An 18810-nucleotide genomic window follows, 5' to 3' on the forward strand; every position below is an offset into this window, starting at 1 on the left:
CATGGGAAGGAGAAATCATCATGGCAGTTATTACAGCACATTCCGGCTGCGATGGAACCAAAGACAATTCTATTGAGTATATAAGATATGCATTGAATTCAAAAGCAGATTGTATGGAAGCAGATGTAAGAGAAAATCAGGTGGGAACATTGATTCTATCTCATAATAAAACAGATGAAAAATGTGTGACACTTCAGGAAGTATTTTGTATTTTAAAACAGTTTCCTGAAAAAAAAATGAACTGCGATTTAAAGGAAGAGGGACTTGAAGTCTCCGTTTATCAGCTGGCAGGGGAGAATGGAGTCAGACAACAGCTGATCTATTCAGGAGAGATTGATTTGAATTTACTGTCTGAAAAAGAAAAATGGTATCCAGAAGTACAAGTTTATATAAACCCGGAAAATCTGCAGGCGGATTTTTATAAGAGAATGGAAGAGAAGGGAGCTGTAAAAAGCCTTGAAAAACTTCTGACAGCGGTTAAAGATTATCCTGTATCCTGTATCAATATGGAATATCATACATATACAGATGAGGTCATAGAACTGCTGGCTAGAATGCAGGTAAAGGGGTCCGCTTGGACCGTGAACGAACCGGACGGTATTCTTCGTCTGTTAAAAAAAGGACTTTTTAACATTACAACCAGGAACTTAACAGCTGCACTGGAACTGAAGGGAGAAGCTAAAGGATGAAGCTTTTGTCGCCTAGGGCATTTTATTATATATTGGGAAAAAAAGGTTTTTTTCAGTATCTGCTGTTTGCGGGGTTCCTCATCTTTTTTTATCTTCCACTGATGAACTTATGTATGCTGGCATTCGCGGACAAATATGAAGTGCCGGCGATTATTCCACAGGAGTTCGGTTTTAAGTGGTGGGGATTCGTATTGGAGCAGAGAAGTCTGGTCAGCTCTATTTCAGTCTCATTTTTTCTGGCCATAATCGTCACTTTTGTATCATTGGCTGTCTGTATACCCGCAGCCTATGCCCTTGCCAGATATGAGTTTTTTGGAAAACGTATTTTTCTCCTTTCCTTTCTGCTCAGCAATGCATATCCCAGGATGGGGCTTTACATATCAATAGGTATATTATTTTATAAGCTTGGTTTAATGGGCACTCTTGCAGGGGTTGTCATAATCCATTTTTTGAATTCCATGATGTTTATGACCTGGATTCCTTCCGGCGCGTTCAGAAGTGTTTACAGGCAGCAGGAGGAATCGGCAAGGGATGCAGGAGCCGGTCCCATAAGAACATTTTTTAAAGTCACACTGCCTTTAGCCACACCAGGTATTGCAGTAGCAAGTGTATTTACTTTTTTAAGCTCCTTAGAGGAGGCCCAGGGCACGCTTTTAGTAGGATTTCCCCAGATTAAAACAATGCCGGTGGAGCTTTACGGCGTGATTATGGAGTATCCCCTGACTGCCGGTCCCGTCCTGTCTCTGATTCTTATAATTCCTACGGTGCTGGTCCTGTTTTTCATGCGCAAATACATTAATGCGGACAGTCTGTCCGGTGGATATGGGGTGAAGTAGAAAGGAGTAATTATGGAGAAAAAGATAAAGCTGAAAATTGCTGATATGAAAAAGCATTATAAAAATGGTGATGGTGTTGATGGAATCAATATTGATGTCCATGAGGGAGAATTTGTAACAATGTTAGGACCATCCGGCTGTGGAAAATCTACTATTTTACGGACTCTTGGAGGCTTCTTATCCGTAGATTCCGGAGATATTCTTATAGATGGTGTCTCTGTGAAAAGTCTTCCTCCGGAAAAAAGGCCGACAGCAATGGTATTTCAAAGCTATAATCTGTGGCCTCATATGACGGTTTATGAAAACCTGGCTTTTGGACTGGAGATAAAGAAGATTCCTAAAAACGATATAAAGGCTGAAGTCGAGAGGGGACTTGCACTGGTAAATATGAGCGGGTTTGAAAAGAAATACCCCGGTCAGCTCTCCGGCGGACAGCAGCAGAGAGTAGCCATTGCAAGGGCACTTCTGCTGAAGCCCTCCGTTCTCCTACTTGATGAGCCGTTTTCTGCTTTGGATGCAAAGATTCGGAGTCAGATGAGAGAGGAACTGAAAAAGATTCAGGAAGAATTAAACATTACCGTAGTATTTGTAACTCACGATCAGGAGGAAGCAATGGCTCTGTCTCACAGAATCGTGGTGATGAACAAAGGGGTTATTGAGCAGATTGGAACTCCGGAGGAAATTTATGACCGTCCTGCATCACAATTTGTGGCTTCTTTTATTGGAGAGATGAATTTCCTCATTCAAAATGACGGAAGCGCCATGGCAGTGCGTCCGGAGGACATTGTGATTACCAAAGGAGAAGTAGAGGGACAGATTTGCGGCAGAGTGAGAACTGCCATGGTGCTGGGGCATTATGTTGAAATCAACGTGGAGGTTGGGAATCAGGTAATGAAAGCCTATGTCACCCGTGCTATTGCTGAAGAAATCAAGCCAAGGGATGTGGTATCCCTGTTGTTTACAAAAACCTGTAAGTATTGTGCCTGAGAATAAAACACTGAATATGAGGAGACTTAAAATGATGAACAAAATAATTGGAAATACAAAAAGAACTGCGGCAATTATCCTGTCTGTTTCGCTTGGAGCTATGCTGATTGGAGGCTGCTCTGCAAAAACAACAGCTAAAGCGGATGGAGGAAAGAAAGTTACCGTATGGGCCGGCGGCTCTGATAACGTAAGAATTCAGTTTGAAAAACAGATTGAGCAGTTTAATGCTTCCCAGGATAAATATACGGCAGAGCTTCAGTTCATTACCTCCGGAACCGGAGCGCAGGGTCTGTTTGACCGGGTTGTAGCAGCCAAGAAGGCGGGACAGTCTGATACGGACTACGATGTCATTGAATTAGGAGGAGATGAGATCAGCCGTTATGTGGAAGAGGGCGGAGAGGACTTTTTTGTAGCTCTTGACAAATCTAAAATAGAAAATATTAAAAATCTTAAGGTAGAATCTTCTTTCCGTAATGATCTTGTGGTTCCTTACAGGGGAACAACGGTTGTACTGGCTTATAATTCAGACACAGTACCAGAACCTCCTAAGACGACAGAAGAGCTTTATAAATGGATTAAGGATCATCCCGGCCGCTTTGCATACAATACTCCGGGATCAGGCGGAGCCGGCGGCTCTTTTGTGACAACCAGCGTGTATAATTTTATGGATGAGACTGCGCTCACTTCCACAGATCCTGCCAATAAGGAGAAATGGAATAAAGGATTTGACCTTTTAAAAGAGCTTCATCCCTTTATGTACAAGTCTTCCGGAAAAGTCGTTTATCCAAATAAGAATCAGGGAACCTTAGATCTTCTGGCAAATAAGGAAGTGGATATGATTCCTGCATGGGCGGACATGGCAATTACACAGATCAAAAAGGGAACATTACCAGACTCCATTAAGATTACCCAGCTCAGTCCCTCCTTTACAGGAAGTGCAGTAACACTTGGAATCCCTTCTATCGGCTCTAATCAGGATGGAGCGTATGCATTTATCAATTATATGATAAGTCCGGAGGCACAGAATACCGCTCTGGATACTATGGCTGCTATACCGGTCATTGACTTCAGTCTTCTGGATCAGGAACTGACAAAATCCATTGCGGATTTGAAAATAGATGAATTCCGTATCAGCAGTCTGGGAGATTTAGGAAGTCAGCTTTATGAGCAGTGGGACAAAGAGATTGGTACGTTAGAATAAAGGCCGGGAGTTAAGAACATGATGAAAGAGAAAGTGTTTGGGAAAATCTTTCCTTATCTGCTGATCCTTCCTTCCCTGGTTATTCTGGCAGGAGTTGTATTTTATCCGATAGCAGCAAGCCTTCTTCGCAGCTTTGAGCTGGAAGAGGGCGGCCTGGGTCTGGATAATTACCTGTATTTTTTTACAGATAAAATTCAGAGAGATAACATAATCTACACTCTTCAGGTGGTTATGATAACGGTGCTGCTGGCTGTTGGAGTTTCTTACTTTCTAGCCTTATATTTAAGGTTTTCCAATACCTGGACCAGCAGGCTGATCGGGCGGCTTTATCTTCTGCCCCGGTTTATTCCTGGTCTGGTGGCAGTCAACGGAATGATCACGGTTATCCGTGATTCCGGTCTGATCAACCGTATTTCCCGGCTGTTTGGACTTGAGATAAAACTGGGACTTATGTATAACAGCAAAGGGATTATTCTGATGAATTTGTGGTTTAACATTCCCTTTGCAACCATGCTTTTAGCAGCTGCCCTCTCAAAGATCCAGAATTCTTCCATAGAGGCGGCAAGAGACTCAGGGGCAGGAAAACTCCAGATTTTGAGAACCATGATTTTACCGCTGACCTACAGGGATATTTTTATCACTGCAACCTTTGTATTCATGAGCAATTTAGGTTCGTTTACCACCCCATATCTGATGGGAGGGAACAATCCTCAGATGCTTGGTATTTCTCTATACAGCCAGTTTAATAACGGTCATTATGAGAGGGCAGCTGCTCTTTCCGTGATTATGTTTTTACTTTCCCTGCTTTCTGCTGTTGTCTATGTATATACAAATATGAAAAAAAGTGAATGGGAAAAGGGAAACGGCTGATGGAGGATATAATGCTATGAATGGAATCAGGGAACAAGGTATGAACAGAATGACAGCACAGGAACCGTGGAAAGTGATTGTGCTGTTTTCTGTTCCTTCTTTTTTGGGAAATCTGTTTCAGCAGCTTTACAGCATGACGGATGCCATAATCATAGGGCGCCTGGTTGGTATTAAAGAACTGGCGGGAGTCGGTGCTGCGGGAGCTATAAATTTTCTGATTATCGGATTCGCTACCGGGATCACAGGAGGATTTTCGGTGATAACAGCACAGAGGGTAGGAGCGAAAGATACGGAAAAAACAAAATCCTCTATTGCCGCTTCCTTTTGCCTGTGTGCTATAATAACACTGGTTTTAACCTTTTTCGGAGTGGTGACTGCCAGCCCTCTTTTGGAAAAAATGAATACACCGGAAGATATTTTTCCATATGCGTTACGATATATGCTGATTGTTTATGCAGGTCTGGGAGCGACTGTTTATTACAATCTGATCGTCGGAATACTAAGGGCGATCGGTGACAGCCGGACTCCCCTTTATTTTCTGGTTTTATCTTCTGTATTAAATATTATTCTGGATCTGGCTGCAGTATTATGGCTTCACGCCGGAGTGACGGGAGTGGCGGTGAGTACGGTTTTTGCCCAGTTTTTTTCGGCTGCAGTCTGTCATTTTTATGCTCATGGAAAATATCCCCAGATCAGACTGGAGAAGCGGCATTTTGGCGGATTTTTCTCAGAGGTGTGGAGACATATCAGAATTGGTCTTCCCATGGCACTGCAGTTTTCTGTAACAGCAGTGGGTATTATGATTTTGCAGGCTTATTTAAACCGTTTTGGATCTCTAGTGATTGCCGGCTATGTGGCGGCAAGCAAAGTGGAGAATCTGGTGACGCTTCCTTTTACCACTCTGGCCATAACCATGGAGGTCTATTGCGGGCAGAATTATGGTGCGGGAAATAAAGCCAGGCTCCGGCAGGGTATACGCAGCAGCATCCTAATGGGGCTGGGAACGGCAGCGCTGGCAGCCTTCATAAGTCTGTTTCTGGGCAGACAGTTCATTGGGCTGTTCCTGGATCATTATGATGTCAGGGTGGTAGAGTATGGATATCGATATCTTGTGATTATCGCAGTTTTTTTCTGGCTGCTGTGTTCGCTTCAGATATTAAGAAGCTCCCTTCAGGGGATGGAGGAAGCATTAGTGCCTTTGGCTGGGGGTGTAATTGAACTGATTGCAAGATGGGCAGGCTGTATTCTTTTCATTCCATATGCAGGATACGCAGGAGCGTGCCTTTCCACTCCTCTCGCATGGGGGTTGGCTCTGATACTTCTTCTGATCCGCTTAGCCAGAATTATGAAGTGATAAAGACGGTGCCGTTGAGTCTGGCGGACTTTATTAAAGGTAGCATTTGACAAAAAAATGCTACCTTATAACAATTTTCTCCTGCTTTTGTTTTCCTTAGTAATTTAGTATAATGAAAGAAGCAGGTACCCAATCTTCATTTGGGACAAGGAGGGCATATATGGAAAACGGGAAAAAGGGTCTGCTGTTTTTAATGCTTGCTGGACTGACCGGGATCATATTTCTCACACTTTTAACTTCCTCCTTTTATGGATATGTGTTAAAAAAGATAGGAGTAGAGCACGCGGAAAACACGGCTGCATACCGGTATCATTATGTAATGATTATCGACAACCTGGATTCCAAGTTCTGGAACGATGTATATCAGAGTGTGAAGGAAGAGGCAGCACGCTATGATGCCTTTGTAGAATTAAAGGGAAAAAACCAGTCATCGGAATATACCACTCTGGATTTTATGGATATGAGCATTGCAGCTAAAGTTGACGGGATTTTACTGGAGTTTACAGGAGAACGCATGCTGGAGGACCGGATTAATGAAGCAGCCAGGAACGGGATACCAGTCGTCACCATTCTAAATGATGCCCCAAACACAGAGCGGAAAAGCTATGTAGGCATCAATTCTTATCAGCTGGGTCAGGAATACGGCAATCAGATCTTAAAGATTCTGCCCTCCCATGAAGGGATTACAAGGGTCATGATGCTTCTTCATGATAATTCCATAGACAGTAATCAGTCTCAGATATTCAATCAGATTAATAACCGGATGGTCACATCCAGGGAAGGCGGAGGCAGTATCAAGGTGGAAGAGATTAAGATCCCTTCTGGAAGAGCCTTTGAATCAGAAGAGGTCGTCCGCAATCTCTTTCAGAACGTCCAGGGTCCACCGGATATTATTGTATGTATGGATGAGGTGGATACGGAAGCGGTTTATCAGGCAGTCATAGACTATAACCAGGTGGGGAAAACCCAGGTAATCGGCTATTATAAGTCCAAAGCAGCGCTGGAAGCAGTTGAAAAGGGAACCATGGCAATGACTCTGTGCATTAATACCAGTCAGATGGGAAAGTATAGCGTACAGGCGCTGACAGAATCCATAAAGGATGGACGGACCAATTCCTTCTACAGTGTGGATTTACAGTTTGTGACGAAAGATCAGGCGCCGGAATACTTGAAACAGGAGCGGAAGACCCATGAACATTAAGCCAAAACCAATCTGGGAGAATTTACCCATTACCAGAAAGCTTTTTCTGGAAATTGCGGTAACGGCGGTGGTCCTGTTTGCCAGCAATCTGTTTATTTATGCCCAGATCAATCAGATGGTGGAGCGGATGAATTCTGTTTATATGAGCAATGTGAATCTGAATGAATTATCCGACGCATTGACGGGTGTACAGAATTTTATGTACAAATACTTACAGGTTAAGGATTCGGAGTCCTTAAACGATTACTACCGCGCGGAACAGGATTACAGAAAACTTCTGGAAGGACTGAATGTGCTTGTAACAGACAATCCAATACAGATACTGGAGAAAAATATCCGGAACATGTCTGACAGTTACTTAGCTGTTACAGATGAGACGGTTCAGGCAAAGCGGGGGCAGAATGTAGAGAAGTACAAGAGCTCCTATGAATCTGCCTTAAAGCTTTATCAGTTCATTAATCACGATATTTCAGTGCTTAACAGCAGACAGTTTAAGAACAACTCCGCAAGCTATCAGACCCTTCAGGCAGCTCTTCAGTATCTGGAGGTGATCAGTTCTGTCATACTGATTATTGTTATGATTATCAGTCTGTCGGTTATGATGATGATGACAAGGGATATCGTTACACCCCTCACCAGTCTGGCCCATACAGCCAAGCTGGTTGGACAGGGCAATTTCCATGTAAAGGTGCCTTATATCCGGTCTGGGGACGAATTGGGAATCGTTACCAGGACTTTTAACCAGATGGTGGACAGTTTAGACGAGTATGTGAATAAAATTAAAGAGAGTGCGGAAAAAGAGCAGGAGATGAAGGCGCGGGAGCTTCTCATGGAGAACCATTTAAAGGAAGCCCGGCTTAGATATTTACAGTCCCAGATCAATCCCCATTTTCTTTTTAATTCCCTAAATGCAGGTGTACAGCTGGCAATGATGGAGGATGCGGAAAAAACCTCAGTATTTATGGAAAGAATGGCTGATTTCTTTCGTTACAATGTAAAAAAGAGTTCGGAGGATGCCACCATACGGGAAGAGGTGGAGACTGTTGAGAACTATATTTACATTCTAAATGTCCGGTTTGCCGGAGATATTCACTATGAATCCATGCTGGAAGAGGAAGCCATGGGTTATTCCATACCCAGTATGACGCTCCAGCCATTGGTTGAAAATGCAGTGTCACACGGAATACGGGATATCAGCTGGCAGGGAAATATCTGTCTTTCCGTTAAAAATCAGGAAGATGACATAGTAATACGGATTGATGATAATGGAAAAGGAATCGACAGCGAAAAATTAAAGCGGATACAGGAAGGCGTGCGGGATAAGAAGGATACCAATTCTACAGGAATCGGAATCTATAATGTAATCTCCCGTCTGGAACTTTACTACAATAAAAAAGATCTGTTTTCCATTATCAGTGAAGGGGAAGACCAGGGAACTTCAGTAATTCTAAGGATTCCTAAAAAGGGGGACGAAGTACATGTTTCGGATACTGGTTGCAGATGATGAAGGAATCATGCTGGAATCCATACGGAGTATAATTGAATCAAACTTTGGCAGCGATTGTGAAATCGTCTGCGTGAAGACAGGAAGAGCAGTGATTGAGCAGGCTGGACTATTTCGTCCGGATATCGCTTTTGTGGATATTCAGATGCCAGGATTAAGCGGAATCCAGGCAATCAGGGAAATACGCAAATACAATCAGTCTATGGTATTTATTATCATGACTGCTTATGATAAGTTTTCTTATGCCCAGGAAGCAGTTAATCTTGGAGTCATGGAATTTATTATGAAGCCGGTGAATAAGAAAAAGATTCTTGACGTATGCGTAAAAGCCATGCATCAGGTTGACGAGGCAAGACAGAAGCTGAGCGATGACCTGAAAATAAGGGAACGGCTGGAAATCGTTGTACCAATGATTGAAAGCGGCTTTATCTACACCATACTTCAGGAAGATTCGGGCCCTCTTCACAGCGGGTATCCGGAAATGCTGGATATCCGCAAGCCATATGGTTTTATCGTGGTTTTGGAGTTCGGGGACAGCATGGAGGGGGGTACCATGACCAATGCCATCGGTGTGGGCGTAAAGGTAAATAAATATTACAGCATGATCCGGGAGATACTAAAGGACTACTTTGAATGTGTCATCGGACCTGCCATGGGAAACCGCCTGGTTTTATTTCTTTCCTTTGACCAGGAACGAATGCAGTATGAGAAAAGGGTGGAAATCATTACCAGAACCAGGAATGTCATTCATAAGCTGGAGACCAGTATGGATATTAAATGCAGAGGCGGAATCGGCGCCGTAAAGACGCTGGCGGCAATCAGGGATTCCTACAAGGAGGCCTTAAGATCTCTGCGGGAGAGTGACAGCCATGTGGTTCATATCACCGATATTCCGGCAGTTGCAGAATACGACGGTGAGTATCCCCTGGATCTGGAAAACCAGTATCTTCAAAGGGGGATGAAAGCAGACCGGGAGGGGACATTATCCTGTGCCAATGAATTTTTTGACTGGATGCTGGTACATGACGGAGATATGAGATCCAATATTGAAATCAAGATTCTGGAACTGGTGATGAGACTGGAGCGCAGGGCATTTGAAGCTGGAAATGTCCGCTATGGGTTCCGTTACCGGGAAAACTATATGGATGAACTGAAAAAAGCAGCAGACGGGGAGGGGATGCGGCGCTGGTTTCTAAACAAAACCAGGGATATATGCGATAAGATCAGTACTTCCAGGGAGCGTGAATATGAAAATGTGGTATCCAGAGTAAAGGCATATATTGATGAGAATTATGCCAGGGAGATCTCACTCGATGATGTTTCACGCATGGTGGATATCAGTCCCTATTATTTCAGTAAGCTGTTTAAACAGGAGGTAGGGGAGAATTTCATTGAATATGTGACCAGAACCAGAATTAAAAACGCCAGAAGGCTGCTGGAGGATCCCAGATACAGCATTAAGGAAATCTGTGTGATGTCCGGCTACAGTGATCCCAACTATTTCAGCAGGATTTTTAAGAAGTATGAAGGGATGACACCAACCGAATACAGGGAGAGGTAAGTGTTATGAAAATGTGGGGCGGGAGGTTATTACTAATGGTATTTGTCTGCAGCATTCTGATGACAGGGTGCAGACAGGCAAAAGTTGAGACTGCAGAACAGACTCCGGAAAAGGAAGGGGAACGGCCGGTACAGATCGGTCTGAGCATTGACTCTTTTGTCATTGAACGATGGATCCGGGACCGGGATGTGTTTGTTTCTGCTGCAAAAGAGATGGGGGCAGAAGTTAACGTACAGAATGCCAATGGTGATGTGAATGAGCAGATTGAGCAGATCCAGTATTTTATTAAAAAACAGATGGATGTCATTGTAGTGGTAGCTGGTGACTGCGAAGAACTGTCGGATGTAATGAAAAAGGCAAAGGCAGCGGGTATAAAAACCATGAGCTATGACCGGCTTGTTTTAAATGCAGACAGTGATATGTATATCTCCTTTGACAACCGGGGAGTGGGAAGCCTGATGGCAGAGAATCTGGTTAAGAACATTCCTGAGGGCGGCAAGATTGTCATGATCCAGGGACCGGAGTCCGATCACAATGTTGCAATGATCCGGGAAGGATTTTATTCGGTGCTGGAAGGAAAGAATTTAGATGTAGTTTATCAGAACAACTGCGAAGGCTGGCTTGGGGAACAGGCTTATGACTATGCGAAGGAAGCACTGGAAAAATATCCTGATGTGAAGGGAATCATGTGTGGAAACGATGATCTGGCCACCCAGGTTTTTAAAGCACTTTCCGAAGACCGGCTGGCAGGAAAGGTGTGCCTGGTAGGTCAGGACGGAGATTTAATGGCCTGCCAGCGGATTGTGGAGGGTACCCAGAATATGACTGCTTTTAAATCAGTGGAAGAGGAAGCCAGGCTGGCAGCGGAGTATGCGGTAAAGCTTGGCAGGGGAGAACCCTTAAAAGGAGTTGACCAGACCATTCATGACGGTACGTATGATGTACCATATCTGGAGCTTAAGCCGGTTGCAGTTACAAAGGAAAATATGGATTCCGTCATCATCCAGGGAGGATTTCATCCCAGGGAAGATGTATACTTAAATGTCATAAAGCAGTAGCATTTTTTTGCAAGATAAAAAAGTCCTGTATTTTCAGGGCTTTTTTTATGTGGATAAATACGTGCTAACGGTTGACAAACAAGTCCTGATTCTTCCGTGTTAAGATAAGTATATCAAAAACAAGTATTGGAGGAGGATTTATCAATGAAAAGAAAACTTTTAGCAGTGGCGATGACTCTGGCCATGACGGCAGGAATACTGGCCGGGTGCAGCGGCGGGGGAAGCAAAGCACCGGAAACAAAGGCACCGGAAACAACAACGGCAGCTGCCGCTGATACCACCAAGGCAGATGAAACCACTGCAGCAGAAGCTAAAACATTGAATAAGGAAGATGTAACAATCGGCGTTGCCATGCCGACCAAGGATTTACAGAGATGGAATCAGGATGGCGCCAACATGAAAAAAGAACTGGAGAGTGCAGGATATAAGGTAGATCTTCAGTATGCCAGCAATGACGTTCAGACCCAGGTATCCCAGATTGAAAACATGATCTCCAATGGCTGCAATATGTTAGTCATCGCTTCTATTGACGGAAGTTCTTTAGGAGAACCGCTCTCCCAGGCAAAGTCCATGGGAATCCCGGTTATCGCTTATGACCGTCTGATCATGAACTCCGATGCAGTTACATATTATGCTACATTTGATAACTACAAAGTAGGACAGAAGCAGGGAGAATATCTGGTAGAATCTCTTGGGCTTGACAAGGGCGGAGATCCGAAGAATATCGAATTCTTTACCGGTGATCCTGCTGATAACAACTGCAAGTTCTTCTTCGGAGGAGCCATTGATGTCTTAAAGAAATATATTGATAACGGACAGTTAGTAGTAAAATCAGGCCAGGTAGAATTTGAGCAGGTTGCAACTGAAAAATGGGATTCCGAGAAAGCCCAGAACCGTATGGATACCATTATCGCAGGTAACTATTCAGACGGAACCGTACTGGATGCAGTTCTTTGCTCCAACGATTCAACCGCTCTTGGTGTTGAGAATGCACTTGCATCTTCTTACACCGGCAAATACCCGATCATAACAGGTCAGGACTGTGATATCGCAAATGTTAAGAACATGATTCAGGGAAAACAGGCCATGAGCGTTTTCAAAGATACCAGAACTCTGGCTACCCAGGTAGTAAAGATGGTTGATTCTGTTATGCAGGGCGGCAAAGCTGAGATCAATGATACCAAATCCTATGACAATGGAACTGGAATCATCCCCACCTATCTTTGTGATCCGGTGGTTGTTACAGTTGACAATTACAAAGATATGCTGATCACTTCCGGCTACTACACAGAAGATCAGTTAAAGTAATCAGGCGGATTTCCTTAACGGGGACGGCTTTTATGAATGAAAGCCGTCCCTGAATTATAAAGAGGGAGGGATATTCTTGGCAAATATACTTTTGGAAATGAAAAACATCACCAAGACGTTTCCGGGTGTGAAAGCCCTGGATCTCGTAAACCTTCAGGTAGAAGAAGGAGAGATCCATGCTCTGGTGGGCGAAAACGGAGCGGGCAAGTCCACTCTGATGAATGTACTCAGCGGTATCTATCCCTACGGATCATACGAGGGAGACATCATCTACAACGGAGAGATCTGTAAATTCAGTCATATCAGCGACAGTGAAAAAAAGGGAATCGTCATCATCCATCAGGAGCTGGCATTAGTTCCCTATATGACCATTGCCGAAAACATGTATCTTGGAAATGAAAAAGGAAGAAAATACGCAATCAACTGGAATGAAACCTTTGGGGAGGCTGATAAATATTTAAAGACAGTAGGACTAATGGAATCCTCCCATACACTGATTAAAGATATCGGTGTAGGAAAGCAGCAGCTGGTAGAAATAGCAAAAGCACTGGCCAAAAATGCGAAGCTGCTGATTCTCGACGAACCGACTGCATCATTAAATGAAGATGATTCCAAAGCTCTTTTGGATCTTCTGAAAAAATTTAAATCACAGGGTATGACCTCGATTATCATATCACACAAACTGAATGAAATTGCCTATGTAGCGGATAAAATCACCATCATCCGCGATGGCTCAACCATAGAAACACTAAACAGTAAGACAGATACGATAACAGAAGACAGGATTATAAAAGGAATGGTAGGCAGGGAACTGGTGGACCGTTTCCCGAAGCGTACGGACATTACAATCGGAGAAAAATCCATGGAAGTGGAACACTGGAATGCCAGCCATCCGCTTTACTCGGAACACAAGGTAGTAGATGACGTCTCTTTCTATGTGAGAAAGGGCGAAGTAGTGGGAATCTGCGGTCTGATGGGAGCGGGAAGAACCGAGCTTGCCATGAGCCTGTTTGGAAAAAGCTACGGAGCCAATATCTCAGGGACTCTTAAGATTAACGGGCAGGAAGTACATCTTCACTCTGTACGGGATGCCATCCGGCATAAGCTGGCATACGTAACGGAAGACCGGAAAGGAAACGGCCTGATTTTAGGAAATCCCATACGGATTAATACAACGCTTGCTAATTTGGGGGCAGTCAGCAGGAGAAGTGTCATTGATAAGGACCGGGAAATACTGGTTGCGGAGGAATACATTGAAAAGCTGAAGACGAAATGTCCTTCTGTAGAACAGGCAGCAGGGAATTTAAGCGGCGGAAACCAGCAGAAGGTTCTTCTGGCAAAATGGATGTTTGCTGAGCCGGATATTCTGATCCTTGACGAGCCCACCAGAGGAATCGATGTGGGTGCCAAATACGAAATCTACTGTATCATAAACCAACTGGCAGCCGCCGGGAAATCGGTTGTCATGATATCCTCCGAACTGCCGGAGATACTTGGAATGTCTGACCGCATTTATATTATGAATGAAGGAAAGATTGCCGGTGAGATGAACGCGAAAGAGGCTACGCAGGAAAAAATCATGGCATGTATTTTAAATTCAGATAAGCATTCTTCGGGTATACCTTTAACCCCGGATAATATGGGCTTGAAAGAAGAAGGGAGAGTAGAAGATGGAGAATAAATTAAAAATGTCGGAAGCACTTAAAAAATATACGATGGTCATCGTTCTGGCAGTTGTGGTAGTTTTGTTTACAGTAAATACAGGAGGGAAAATGCTTCTCCCCCAGAATGTAAACAACTTAATCGCACAGAATGCATATGTGTTTATTCTGGCAACCGGAATGCTCTTCTGTATTCTGACCGGCGGCAACATCGATTTGTCGGTTGGTTCTGTGGTTTGTTTCGTAGGAGCTATAGGCGGAAGCATGATGATTAAGATGGGAATGAACCCCTATCTGTCTCTTTTTTCCATGATAATAGTCGGCGGTCTGGTCGGAGCCTGGCAGGGCTTCTGGATTGCATACGTCCGTATCCCGCCATTTATCGTAACCCTTGCCGGAATGCTGATCTTCCGCGGGCTCTCCAACGTGGTGCTTCAGGGTATGACTTTATCCCCTGTACCGGACAGCTTTTTAAACCTGTTTAATACGTATGTTCCAGATGTATTTGGTATGGAAGGGTTTAACCTTACCTGCTTTCTTGTGGGAATTGCAGCCTGCTGTATTTTTATCGTGACAGAAATAACCTCCAGAAAAATAAAACAGAAGAAAGGGTACCGGGTAGACCCGCTAAGCAGCATGATTTTAAAATTAACATTGATCAGTGCTGTTGTCCTCTTCTTTATGTATAAGCTGTCCTTGTACAAAGGAATTCCCAATGCCCTGATCTGGGTTGTGGCAATTATTGTAATTTACAGTTACATAGCTTCCAAAACAACTACCGGACGCTACTTCTATGCTGTGGGCGGAAATGAAAAAGCGACAAGACTATCCGGAATCGACACCAATAAGGTATATTTTCTTGCATATCTGAATATGGGTCTGCTGGCAGCAGTGGCAGGCATGGTTACAGTGGCCCGCTTAAACTCTGCAAATCCAACAGCAGGAAATAACTATGAATTGGATGCCATCGGCGCCTGCTTCATCGGCGGAGCTTCCGCATATGGTGGTACCGGTACTGTACCTGGTGTTATCGTAGGTGCTACACTGATGGGCGTCTTAAATCTGGGTATGAGTATCATGGGTGTGGATCAGAACCTGCAGAAAGTGGTAAAAGGTGCTGTTCTTGTTGCGGCAGTTATATTTGATGTGGTAAGTAAGAGAAAAACATTTATTGTAAAACAGTAAGCTGAATTGAAAATAGTAGTTAGGCGTGGGAATAGGATGATTCATCTTTGAATAGTCCCGTTCCTGCGTTTTTATATTTAAAATAAGGGGAGCTGATTGTAGCAAATAAACATTGTTGAATATGGGAATATATGGTAAGATTTATTTAGGAGTAATCGAATACAGGGTGGAACCTTCCAAATTTTATGTCTTTATGTCGTAACAAGATGGGATGTGTGCAGATGGATATATACCAAACTTTAAGCATATTGTTTTTAGGAGGTACGTTTCTAATCGCATTGCTGACTTACATAGGAAAAAAATAGCCTACCCTGACGCCAACAGGATAGGCATACTCATCATCAGATGAGCATTTAAGCAATCTTGGAAGCTTCCACCTTGTGTGGCGGTTACTCTTTTATAATATAAATATACCACATTGCAGATGTAGTTGTAAAGAGAAAAGTTATCTGTGATCGATAGAAGAAAGCCGCCGTCTGACTGAAAATCTTCAGCCGGCGGCAATTTTGCTATTTTGTATCATATATGCTCTTCCAACCGGACCGAAACTAATAAAAATTTTCCTATATATAGAAATCTTTGCTGAGTTGTGGTAGAATGCTACAAGTAAAAGAATGTTTTGAAATGTAAAGGAGCATAAAAAAATGGGAAAGATAAAAGTAACATCATGTGAGATAGAAGGGCTTTATGTGATAGAACCAACAGTATTTCCGGATTCAAGGGGATACTTTATGGAAACCTACAATCAGAACGATTTCAAAGAAGCAGGCCTGACTATGAATTTCGTGCAGGACAACCAGTCCATGTCTGTAAAAGGAGTATTAAGAGGACTTCACTTTCAGAAACAGTTTCCTCAGGGAAAGCTGGTCCGTGCAGTAAGAGGTACAGTTTTTGATGTAGCAGTGGATTTAAGAGCATCTTCCAAAACGTATGGAAAGTGGTTCGGTGTGGAGCTGTCCGCAGAAAACAAAAAACAATTTTATATTCCCGAAGGTTTTGCCCATGGTTTTTTAGTTCTGTCCGATGAAGCTGAATTTGCGTATAAATGCACAGATTTCTATCATCCAGGTGACGAAGGCGGAATTCTCTGGAGTGATCCCGAGATCGGAATTGAATGGCCAATTTCAGAGGGAATGGAGCTTACTATTTCCGACAAGGATCAAAAGTGGAGCGGCATCCGGGATACGTTTAAATTTTAGCGAGAGGAGAAAACCATGAACTATCTGGTTTCCTTATTAAAAGAAATCTATATAAAGAGAAAACTGATTCTGGATTTATCCAAGGCAGATTTTAAGAAGCGGTTTGTAGGCTCCTATTTCGGCATCGCATGGATGTTTTTACAGCCCATTGCCACCGTCCTTGTTTATTTTTTTGTTTTCCAGATGGGATTTAAAAGTGTGCCGCCAATTAAGGTTTATCCCTATGTACTTTGGCTGATCCCGGGCATTGTACCATGGTTTTATTTAAGTGAGATTTTAATCATGGGGACCAACTGCCTGCAGGAATATAATTATCTGGTGAAGAAAGTGGTTTTCCGCGTGGAAATTCTTCCATTTATTAAGATGTTTTCCTGTCTTATGGTACATGGTATTTTTGCTGTTATTATGTTTGTAGTATTTTTATGCTATGGTTTTTTGCCAAAGGCCAGCTGGATTCAGATTATATACTATACCTTTGCGGCCTCCATGCTGTCTCTGGCTATTTCCTATTTTACCAGTGCCATTAATGTATTTTTCAAGGATATGGCGCAGATTGTGGGTATCTGTCTGCAGTTTGGCATGTGGATGGTGCCGATTATGTGGTCTCCGGAGATGTTTCCCTCAGCACCGGAGTGGCTTCCCAGCCTGCTGAAAATAAATCCGGTCTATTATATTGTGGCAGGATACCGTGACAGCATGATATATGGAAACTGGTTTTTTGAACGGCCAACCCTTGGTCTTTATTTCTGGTTTGTTACCATTGTCTTATTTTTAATAGGACTAAAAGTATTTAAAAAGCTGCGTCCGCATTTTTCCGATGTGCTGTAGGCAGTTACAATGGAGGATTCAATGTCCGTAGAATCGAATAACAAAGCACTGTCTGTTAATAATGTAACCAAAATATATAAATTATATGAAAAACCCATTGACCGGTTAAAAGAGGCCATGAGTGTGACTCATAAGAATTACCACCGGGATTTTTACGCCTTAAACGGAATATCCTTTGATGTGGAAAAAGGAAAGACCGTAGGCATCATCGGCACCAACGGATCTGGAAAATCAACCATTTTAAAGATCATCACCGGCGTTCTGACCCCTACTACTGGAACTGTGGAGGTAAATGGGGTGATTTCCGCTCTTTTAGAGCTTGGAGCGGGATTTAACATGGATTATACCGGAATTGAAAATATCTATATGAACGGTACCATGATGGGATTCTCCAGAAAAGAGATGGATGAGAAGCTAAAGGACATCCTGGATTTCGCCGATATCGGAGATTTTGTCTATCAGCCTGTAAAGACGTATTCCAGCGGTATGTTTGTGCGCCTTGCATTTGCTCTTGCCATTAATGTAGAGCCGGAGATTCTCATCGTCGATGAAGCATTGTCAGTCGGAGACGTATTTTTTCAGGCCAAATGTTACCGCCGTATGGAAGAAATCCGTAAAAATGGCACCACCATTCTCATGGTTACCCATGATATGGGCGCTATTATCAAGTATTGTGACCGTGTTGTAGTCTTAAATAAAGGCAATTTCATCGCAGAAGGTGAGCCGGGGAAAATGGTGGATCTTTATAAGAAGATTCTTGCGAACCAGATGGATGACTTACAAGAAGTGCTGGATCAGGAGGATAACAGTCTGTACAATGATTTCTCAGGAGACCGGGCACTTTCTGAACGAAGCAGTATTTCACAAGGCGCTCTGATGAAGGATAAGCTTACCATCAACCCGAACCGTACAGAGTACGGAGATAAAAGGGCGGAAATCGTTGATTTTGGTCTTCTTGACGAGAGAGGAAACATTACCAATCTCCTGTTGAAGGGAGAGCGTTTTACCATAAAGGAACGGATTCATTTTCATGGAGGTATTGAAGCACCGATTTTTACTTACACCATCAAGGACAAGCGTGGAGCCGATTTAACAGGAACTAATACCATGTTTGAGTCCTCCGATGTAAAGGCTGTGAAAAAAGGTGATGAATACGTGGTGGAGTTCACCCAGAAGATGACTCTCCAGGGCGGAGAGTATCTGCTGTCCATGAGCTGTACCGGTTTTGAGAACGGGGAACATGTGGTTTACCACCGTCTCTATGATATTGTAAATATTACCGTTATATCCAACAAGAATACGGTGGGTGTTTACGATATGGAGCCGGATGTAAGCCTGACACTTCTCCGTGCAGAAAAGTAAGGAGGA

General features: G+C 43.3%; 17 protein-coding genes. All 17 read left to right on the forward strand.

Going from position 1 to position 18810, the window contains the following annotated elements; all coding sequences use genetic code 11:
* Window positions 1–20: 20 nt before the first annotated feature.
* The 17 genes from CRO04_RS06220 (at window position 21) to CRO04_RS06295 (ending at window position 18804) form a co-directional block, all read left to right on the forward strand.
* A complete protein-coding gene (locus CRO04_RS06220) occupies window positions 21–689 on the forward strand; it encodes a glycerophosphodiester phosphodiesterase (protein WP_097003365.1) in 669 nt (222 codons plus the stop codon).
* The gene (locus tag CRO04_RS06225; protein WP_097003366.1) at window positions 686–1525 is read left to right on the forward strand and encodes an ABC transporter permease; all 840 of its coding nucleotides are present in this window, start codon (window positions 686–688) and stop codon (window positions 1523–1525) included. The genes CRO04_RS06220 and CRO04_RS06225 overlap by 4 nt, the downstream gene beginning before the upstream one ends.
* Window positions 1526–1537: 12 nt before the next feature.
* The gene (locus tag CRO04_RS06230; protein ID WP_097003367.1) at window positions 1538–2512 is read left to right on the forward strand and encodes an ABC transporter ATP-binding protein; all 975 of its coding nucleotides are present in this window, start codon (window positions 1538–1540) and stop codon (window positions 2510–2512) included.
* 31 nt (window positions 2513–2543) lie between these two features.
* Window positions 2544–3713, forward strand: a complete 1170-nt coding sequence (locus CRO04_RS06235) for an extracellular solute-binding protein (RefSeq protein ID WP_242974358.1) — start codon at window positions 2544–2546, stop codon at window positions 3711–3713.
* An 18-nt stretch (window positions 3714–3731) separates the two neighbouring features.
* The gene (locus CRO04_RS06240; protein ID WP_242974359.1) at window positions 3732–4583 is read left to right on the forward strand and encodes an ABC transporter permease; all 852 of its coding nucleotides are present in this window, start codon (window positions 3732–3734) and stop codon (window positions 4581–4583) included.
* Between the two features lie 16 nt (window positions 4584–4599).
* Window positions 4600–5937 (forward strand): MATE family efflux transporter, encoded by a 1338-nt coding sequence (locus tag CRO04_RS06245; RefSeq protein ID WP_097003368.1) that lies wholly within the window; start codon window positions 4600–4602, stop codon window positions 5935–5937.
* A 160-nt stretch (window positions 5938–6097) separates the two neighbouring features.
* Window positions 6098–7138: a substrate-binding domain-containing protein gene (locus CRO04_RS06250; RefSeq protein WP_097003369.1), complete on the forward strand. Its 1041-nt coding sequence runs from the start codon at window positions 6098–6100 to the stop codon at window positions 7136–7138.
* Window positions 7128–8642, forward strand: a complete 1515-nt coding sequence (locus tag CRO04_RS06255; protein ID WP_097003370.1) for a sensor histidine kinase — start codon at window positions 7128–7130, stop codon at window positions 8640–8642. The genes CRO04_RS06250 and CRO04_RS06255 overlap by 11 nt, the downstream gene beginning before the upstream one ends.
* Complete coding sequence (locus CRO04_RS06260) at window positions 8617–10203, forward strand: helix-turn-helix domain-containing protein (protein WP_097003371.1); 1587 nt, start codon at window positions 8617–8619, stop codon at window positions 10201–10203. Before CRO04_RS06255 ends, CRO04_RS06260 begins: the two co-directional genes overlap by 26 nt.
* Window positions 10204–10262: 59 nt before the next feature.
* Window positions 10263–11261 carry a substrate-binding domain-containing protein gene (locus CRO04_RS06265; RefSeq protein WP_420323205.1) on the forward strand — a complete coding sequence of 333 codons (999 nt, stop codon included), beginning with the start codon at window positions 10263–10265 and terminating at the stop codon, window positions 11259–11261.
* Window positions 11262–11405: 144 nt separating this feature from the next.
* Window positions 11406–12569 (forward strand): multiple monosaccharide ABC transporter substrate-binding protein, encoded by a 1164-nt coding sequence (gene chvE / locus CRO04_RS06270; protein WP_097003373.1) that lies wholly within the window; start codon window positions 11406–11408, stop codon window positions 12567–12569.
* 76 nt (window positions 12570–12645) lie between these two features.
* Window positions 12646–14250 (forward strand): multiple monosaccharide ABC transporter ATP-binding protein, encoded by a 1605-nt coding sequence (gene mmsA, locus CRO04_RS06275; RefSeq protein ID WP_097003374.1) that lies wholly within the window; start codon window positions 12646–12648, stop codon window positions 14248–14250.
* Window positions 14240–15415, forward strand: coding sequence for a multiple monosaccharide ABC transporter permease (mmsB, locus tag CRO04_RS06280; RefSeq protein WP_097003375.1), 1176 nt, complete (start codon window positions 14240–14242; stop codon window positions 15413–15415). The genes mmsA and mmsB overlap by 11 nt, the downstream gene beginning before the upstream one ends.
* 221 nt (window positions 15416–15636) lie before the next feature.
* A complete protein-coding gene (locus CRO04_RS26770) occupies window positions 15637–15720 on the forward strand; it encodes a putative holin-like toxin (RefSeq protein ID WP_242974364.1) in 84 nt (27 codons plus the stop codon).
* A 339-nt stretch (window positions 15721–16059) separates the two neighbouring features.
* Window positions 16060–16614 (forward strand): dTDP-4-dehydrorhamnose 3,5-epimerase, encoded by a 555-nt coding sequence (rfbC, locus tag CRO04_RS06285; protein ID WP_097003376.1) that lies wholly within the window; start codon window positions 16060–16062, stop codon window positions 16612–16614.
* 15 nt (window positions 16615–16629) lie between these two features.
* A complete protein-coding gene (locus tag CRO04_RS06290) occupies window positions 16630–17442 on the forward strand; it encodes an ABC transporter permease (RefSeq protein ID WP_097003377.1) in 813 nt (270 codons plus the stop codon).
* Between the two features lie 21 nt (window positions 17443–17463).
* Window positions 17464–18804: an ABC transporter ATP-binding protein gene (locus tag CRO04_RS06295; RefSeq protein WP_097003378.1), complete on the forward strand. Its 1341-nt coding sequence runs from the start codon at window positions 17464–17466 to the stop codon at window positions 18802–18804.
* The last annotated feature ends 6 nt before the right edge of the window (window positions 18805–18810 follow it).

The organism is Lacrimispora amygdalina, assembly GCF_900205965.1.
Lineage (GTDB): Bacteria > Bacillota > Clostridia > Lachnospirales > Lachnospiraceae > Lacrimispora > Lacrimispora amygdalina_A.

What these genes read in the sequence shown, in the direction of transcription:
- CRO04_RS06220 (WP_097003365.1), top strand. Translation starts at nt 21, where the DNA reads ATGGCAGTTATTACAGCACATTCCGGCTGCGATGGAACCAAAGACAAT.
- CRO04_RS06225 (WP_097003366.1), top strand. Translation starts at nt 686, where the DNA reads ATGAAGCTTTTGTCGCCTAGGGCATTTTATTATATATTGGGAAAAAAA.
- CRO04_RS06230 (WP_097003367.1), top strand. Translation starts at nt 1,538, where the DNA reads ATGGAGAAAAAGATAAAGCTGAAAATTGCTGATATGAAAAAGCATTAT.
- CRO04_RS06235 (WP_242974358.1), top strand. Translation starts at nt 2,544, where the DNA reads ATGATGAACAAAATAATTGGAAATACAAAAAGAACTGCGGCAATTATC.
- CRO04_RS06240 (WP_242974359.1), top strand. Translation starts at nt 3,732, where the DNA reads ATGATGAAAGAGAAAGTGTTTGGGAAAATCTTTCCTTATCTGCTGATC.
- CRO04_RS06245 (WP_097003368.1), top strand. Translation starts at nt 4,600, where the DNA reads ATGAATGGAATCAGGGAACAAGGTATGAACAGAATGACAGCACAGGAA.
- CRO04_RS06250 (WP_097003369.1), top strand. Translation starts at nt 6,098, where the DNA reads ATGGAAAACGGGAAAAAGGGTCTGCTGTTTTTAATGCTTGCTGGACTG.
- CRO04_RS06255 (WP_097003370.1), top strand. Translation starts at nt 7,128, where the DNA reads ATGAACATTAAGCCAAAACCAATCTGGGAGAATTTACCCATTACCAGA.
- CRO04_RS06260 (WP_097003371.1), top strand. Translation starts at nt 8,617, where the DNA reads ATGTTTCGGATACTGGTTGCAGATGATGAAGGAATCATGCTGGAATCC.
- CRO04_RS06265 (WP_420323205.1), top strand. Translation starts at nt 10,263, where the DNA reads ATGACAGGGTGCAGACAGGCAAAAGTTGAGACTGCAGAACAGACTCCG.
- chvE (WP_097003373.1), top strand. Translation starts at nt 11,406, where the DNA reads ATGAAAAGAAAACTTTTAGCAGTGGCGATGACTCTGGCCATGACGGCA.
- mmsB (WP_097003375.1), top strand. Translation starts at nt 14,240, where the DNA reads ATGGAGAATAAATTAAAAATGTCGGAAGCACTTAAAAAATATACGATG.
- CRO04_RS26770 (WP_242974364.1), top strand. Translation starts at nt 15,637, where the DNA reads ATGGATATATACCAAACTTTAAGCATATTGTTTTTAGGAGGTACGTTT.
- rfbC (WP_097003376.1), top strand. Translation starts at nt 16,060, where the DNA reads ATGGGAAAGATAAAAGTAACATCATGTGAGATAGAAGGGCTTTATGTG.
- CRO04_RS06290 (WP_097003377.1), top strand. Translation starts at nt 16,630, where the DNA reads ATGAACTATCTGGTTTCCTTATTAAAAGAAATCTATATAAAGAGAAAA.
- CRO04_RS06295 (WP_097003378.1), top strand. Translation starts at nt 17,464, where the DNA reads ATGTCCGTAGAATCGAATAACAAAGCACTGTCTGTTAATAATGTAACC.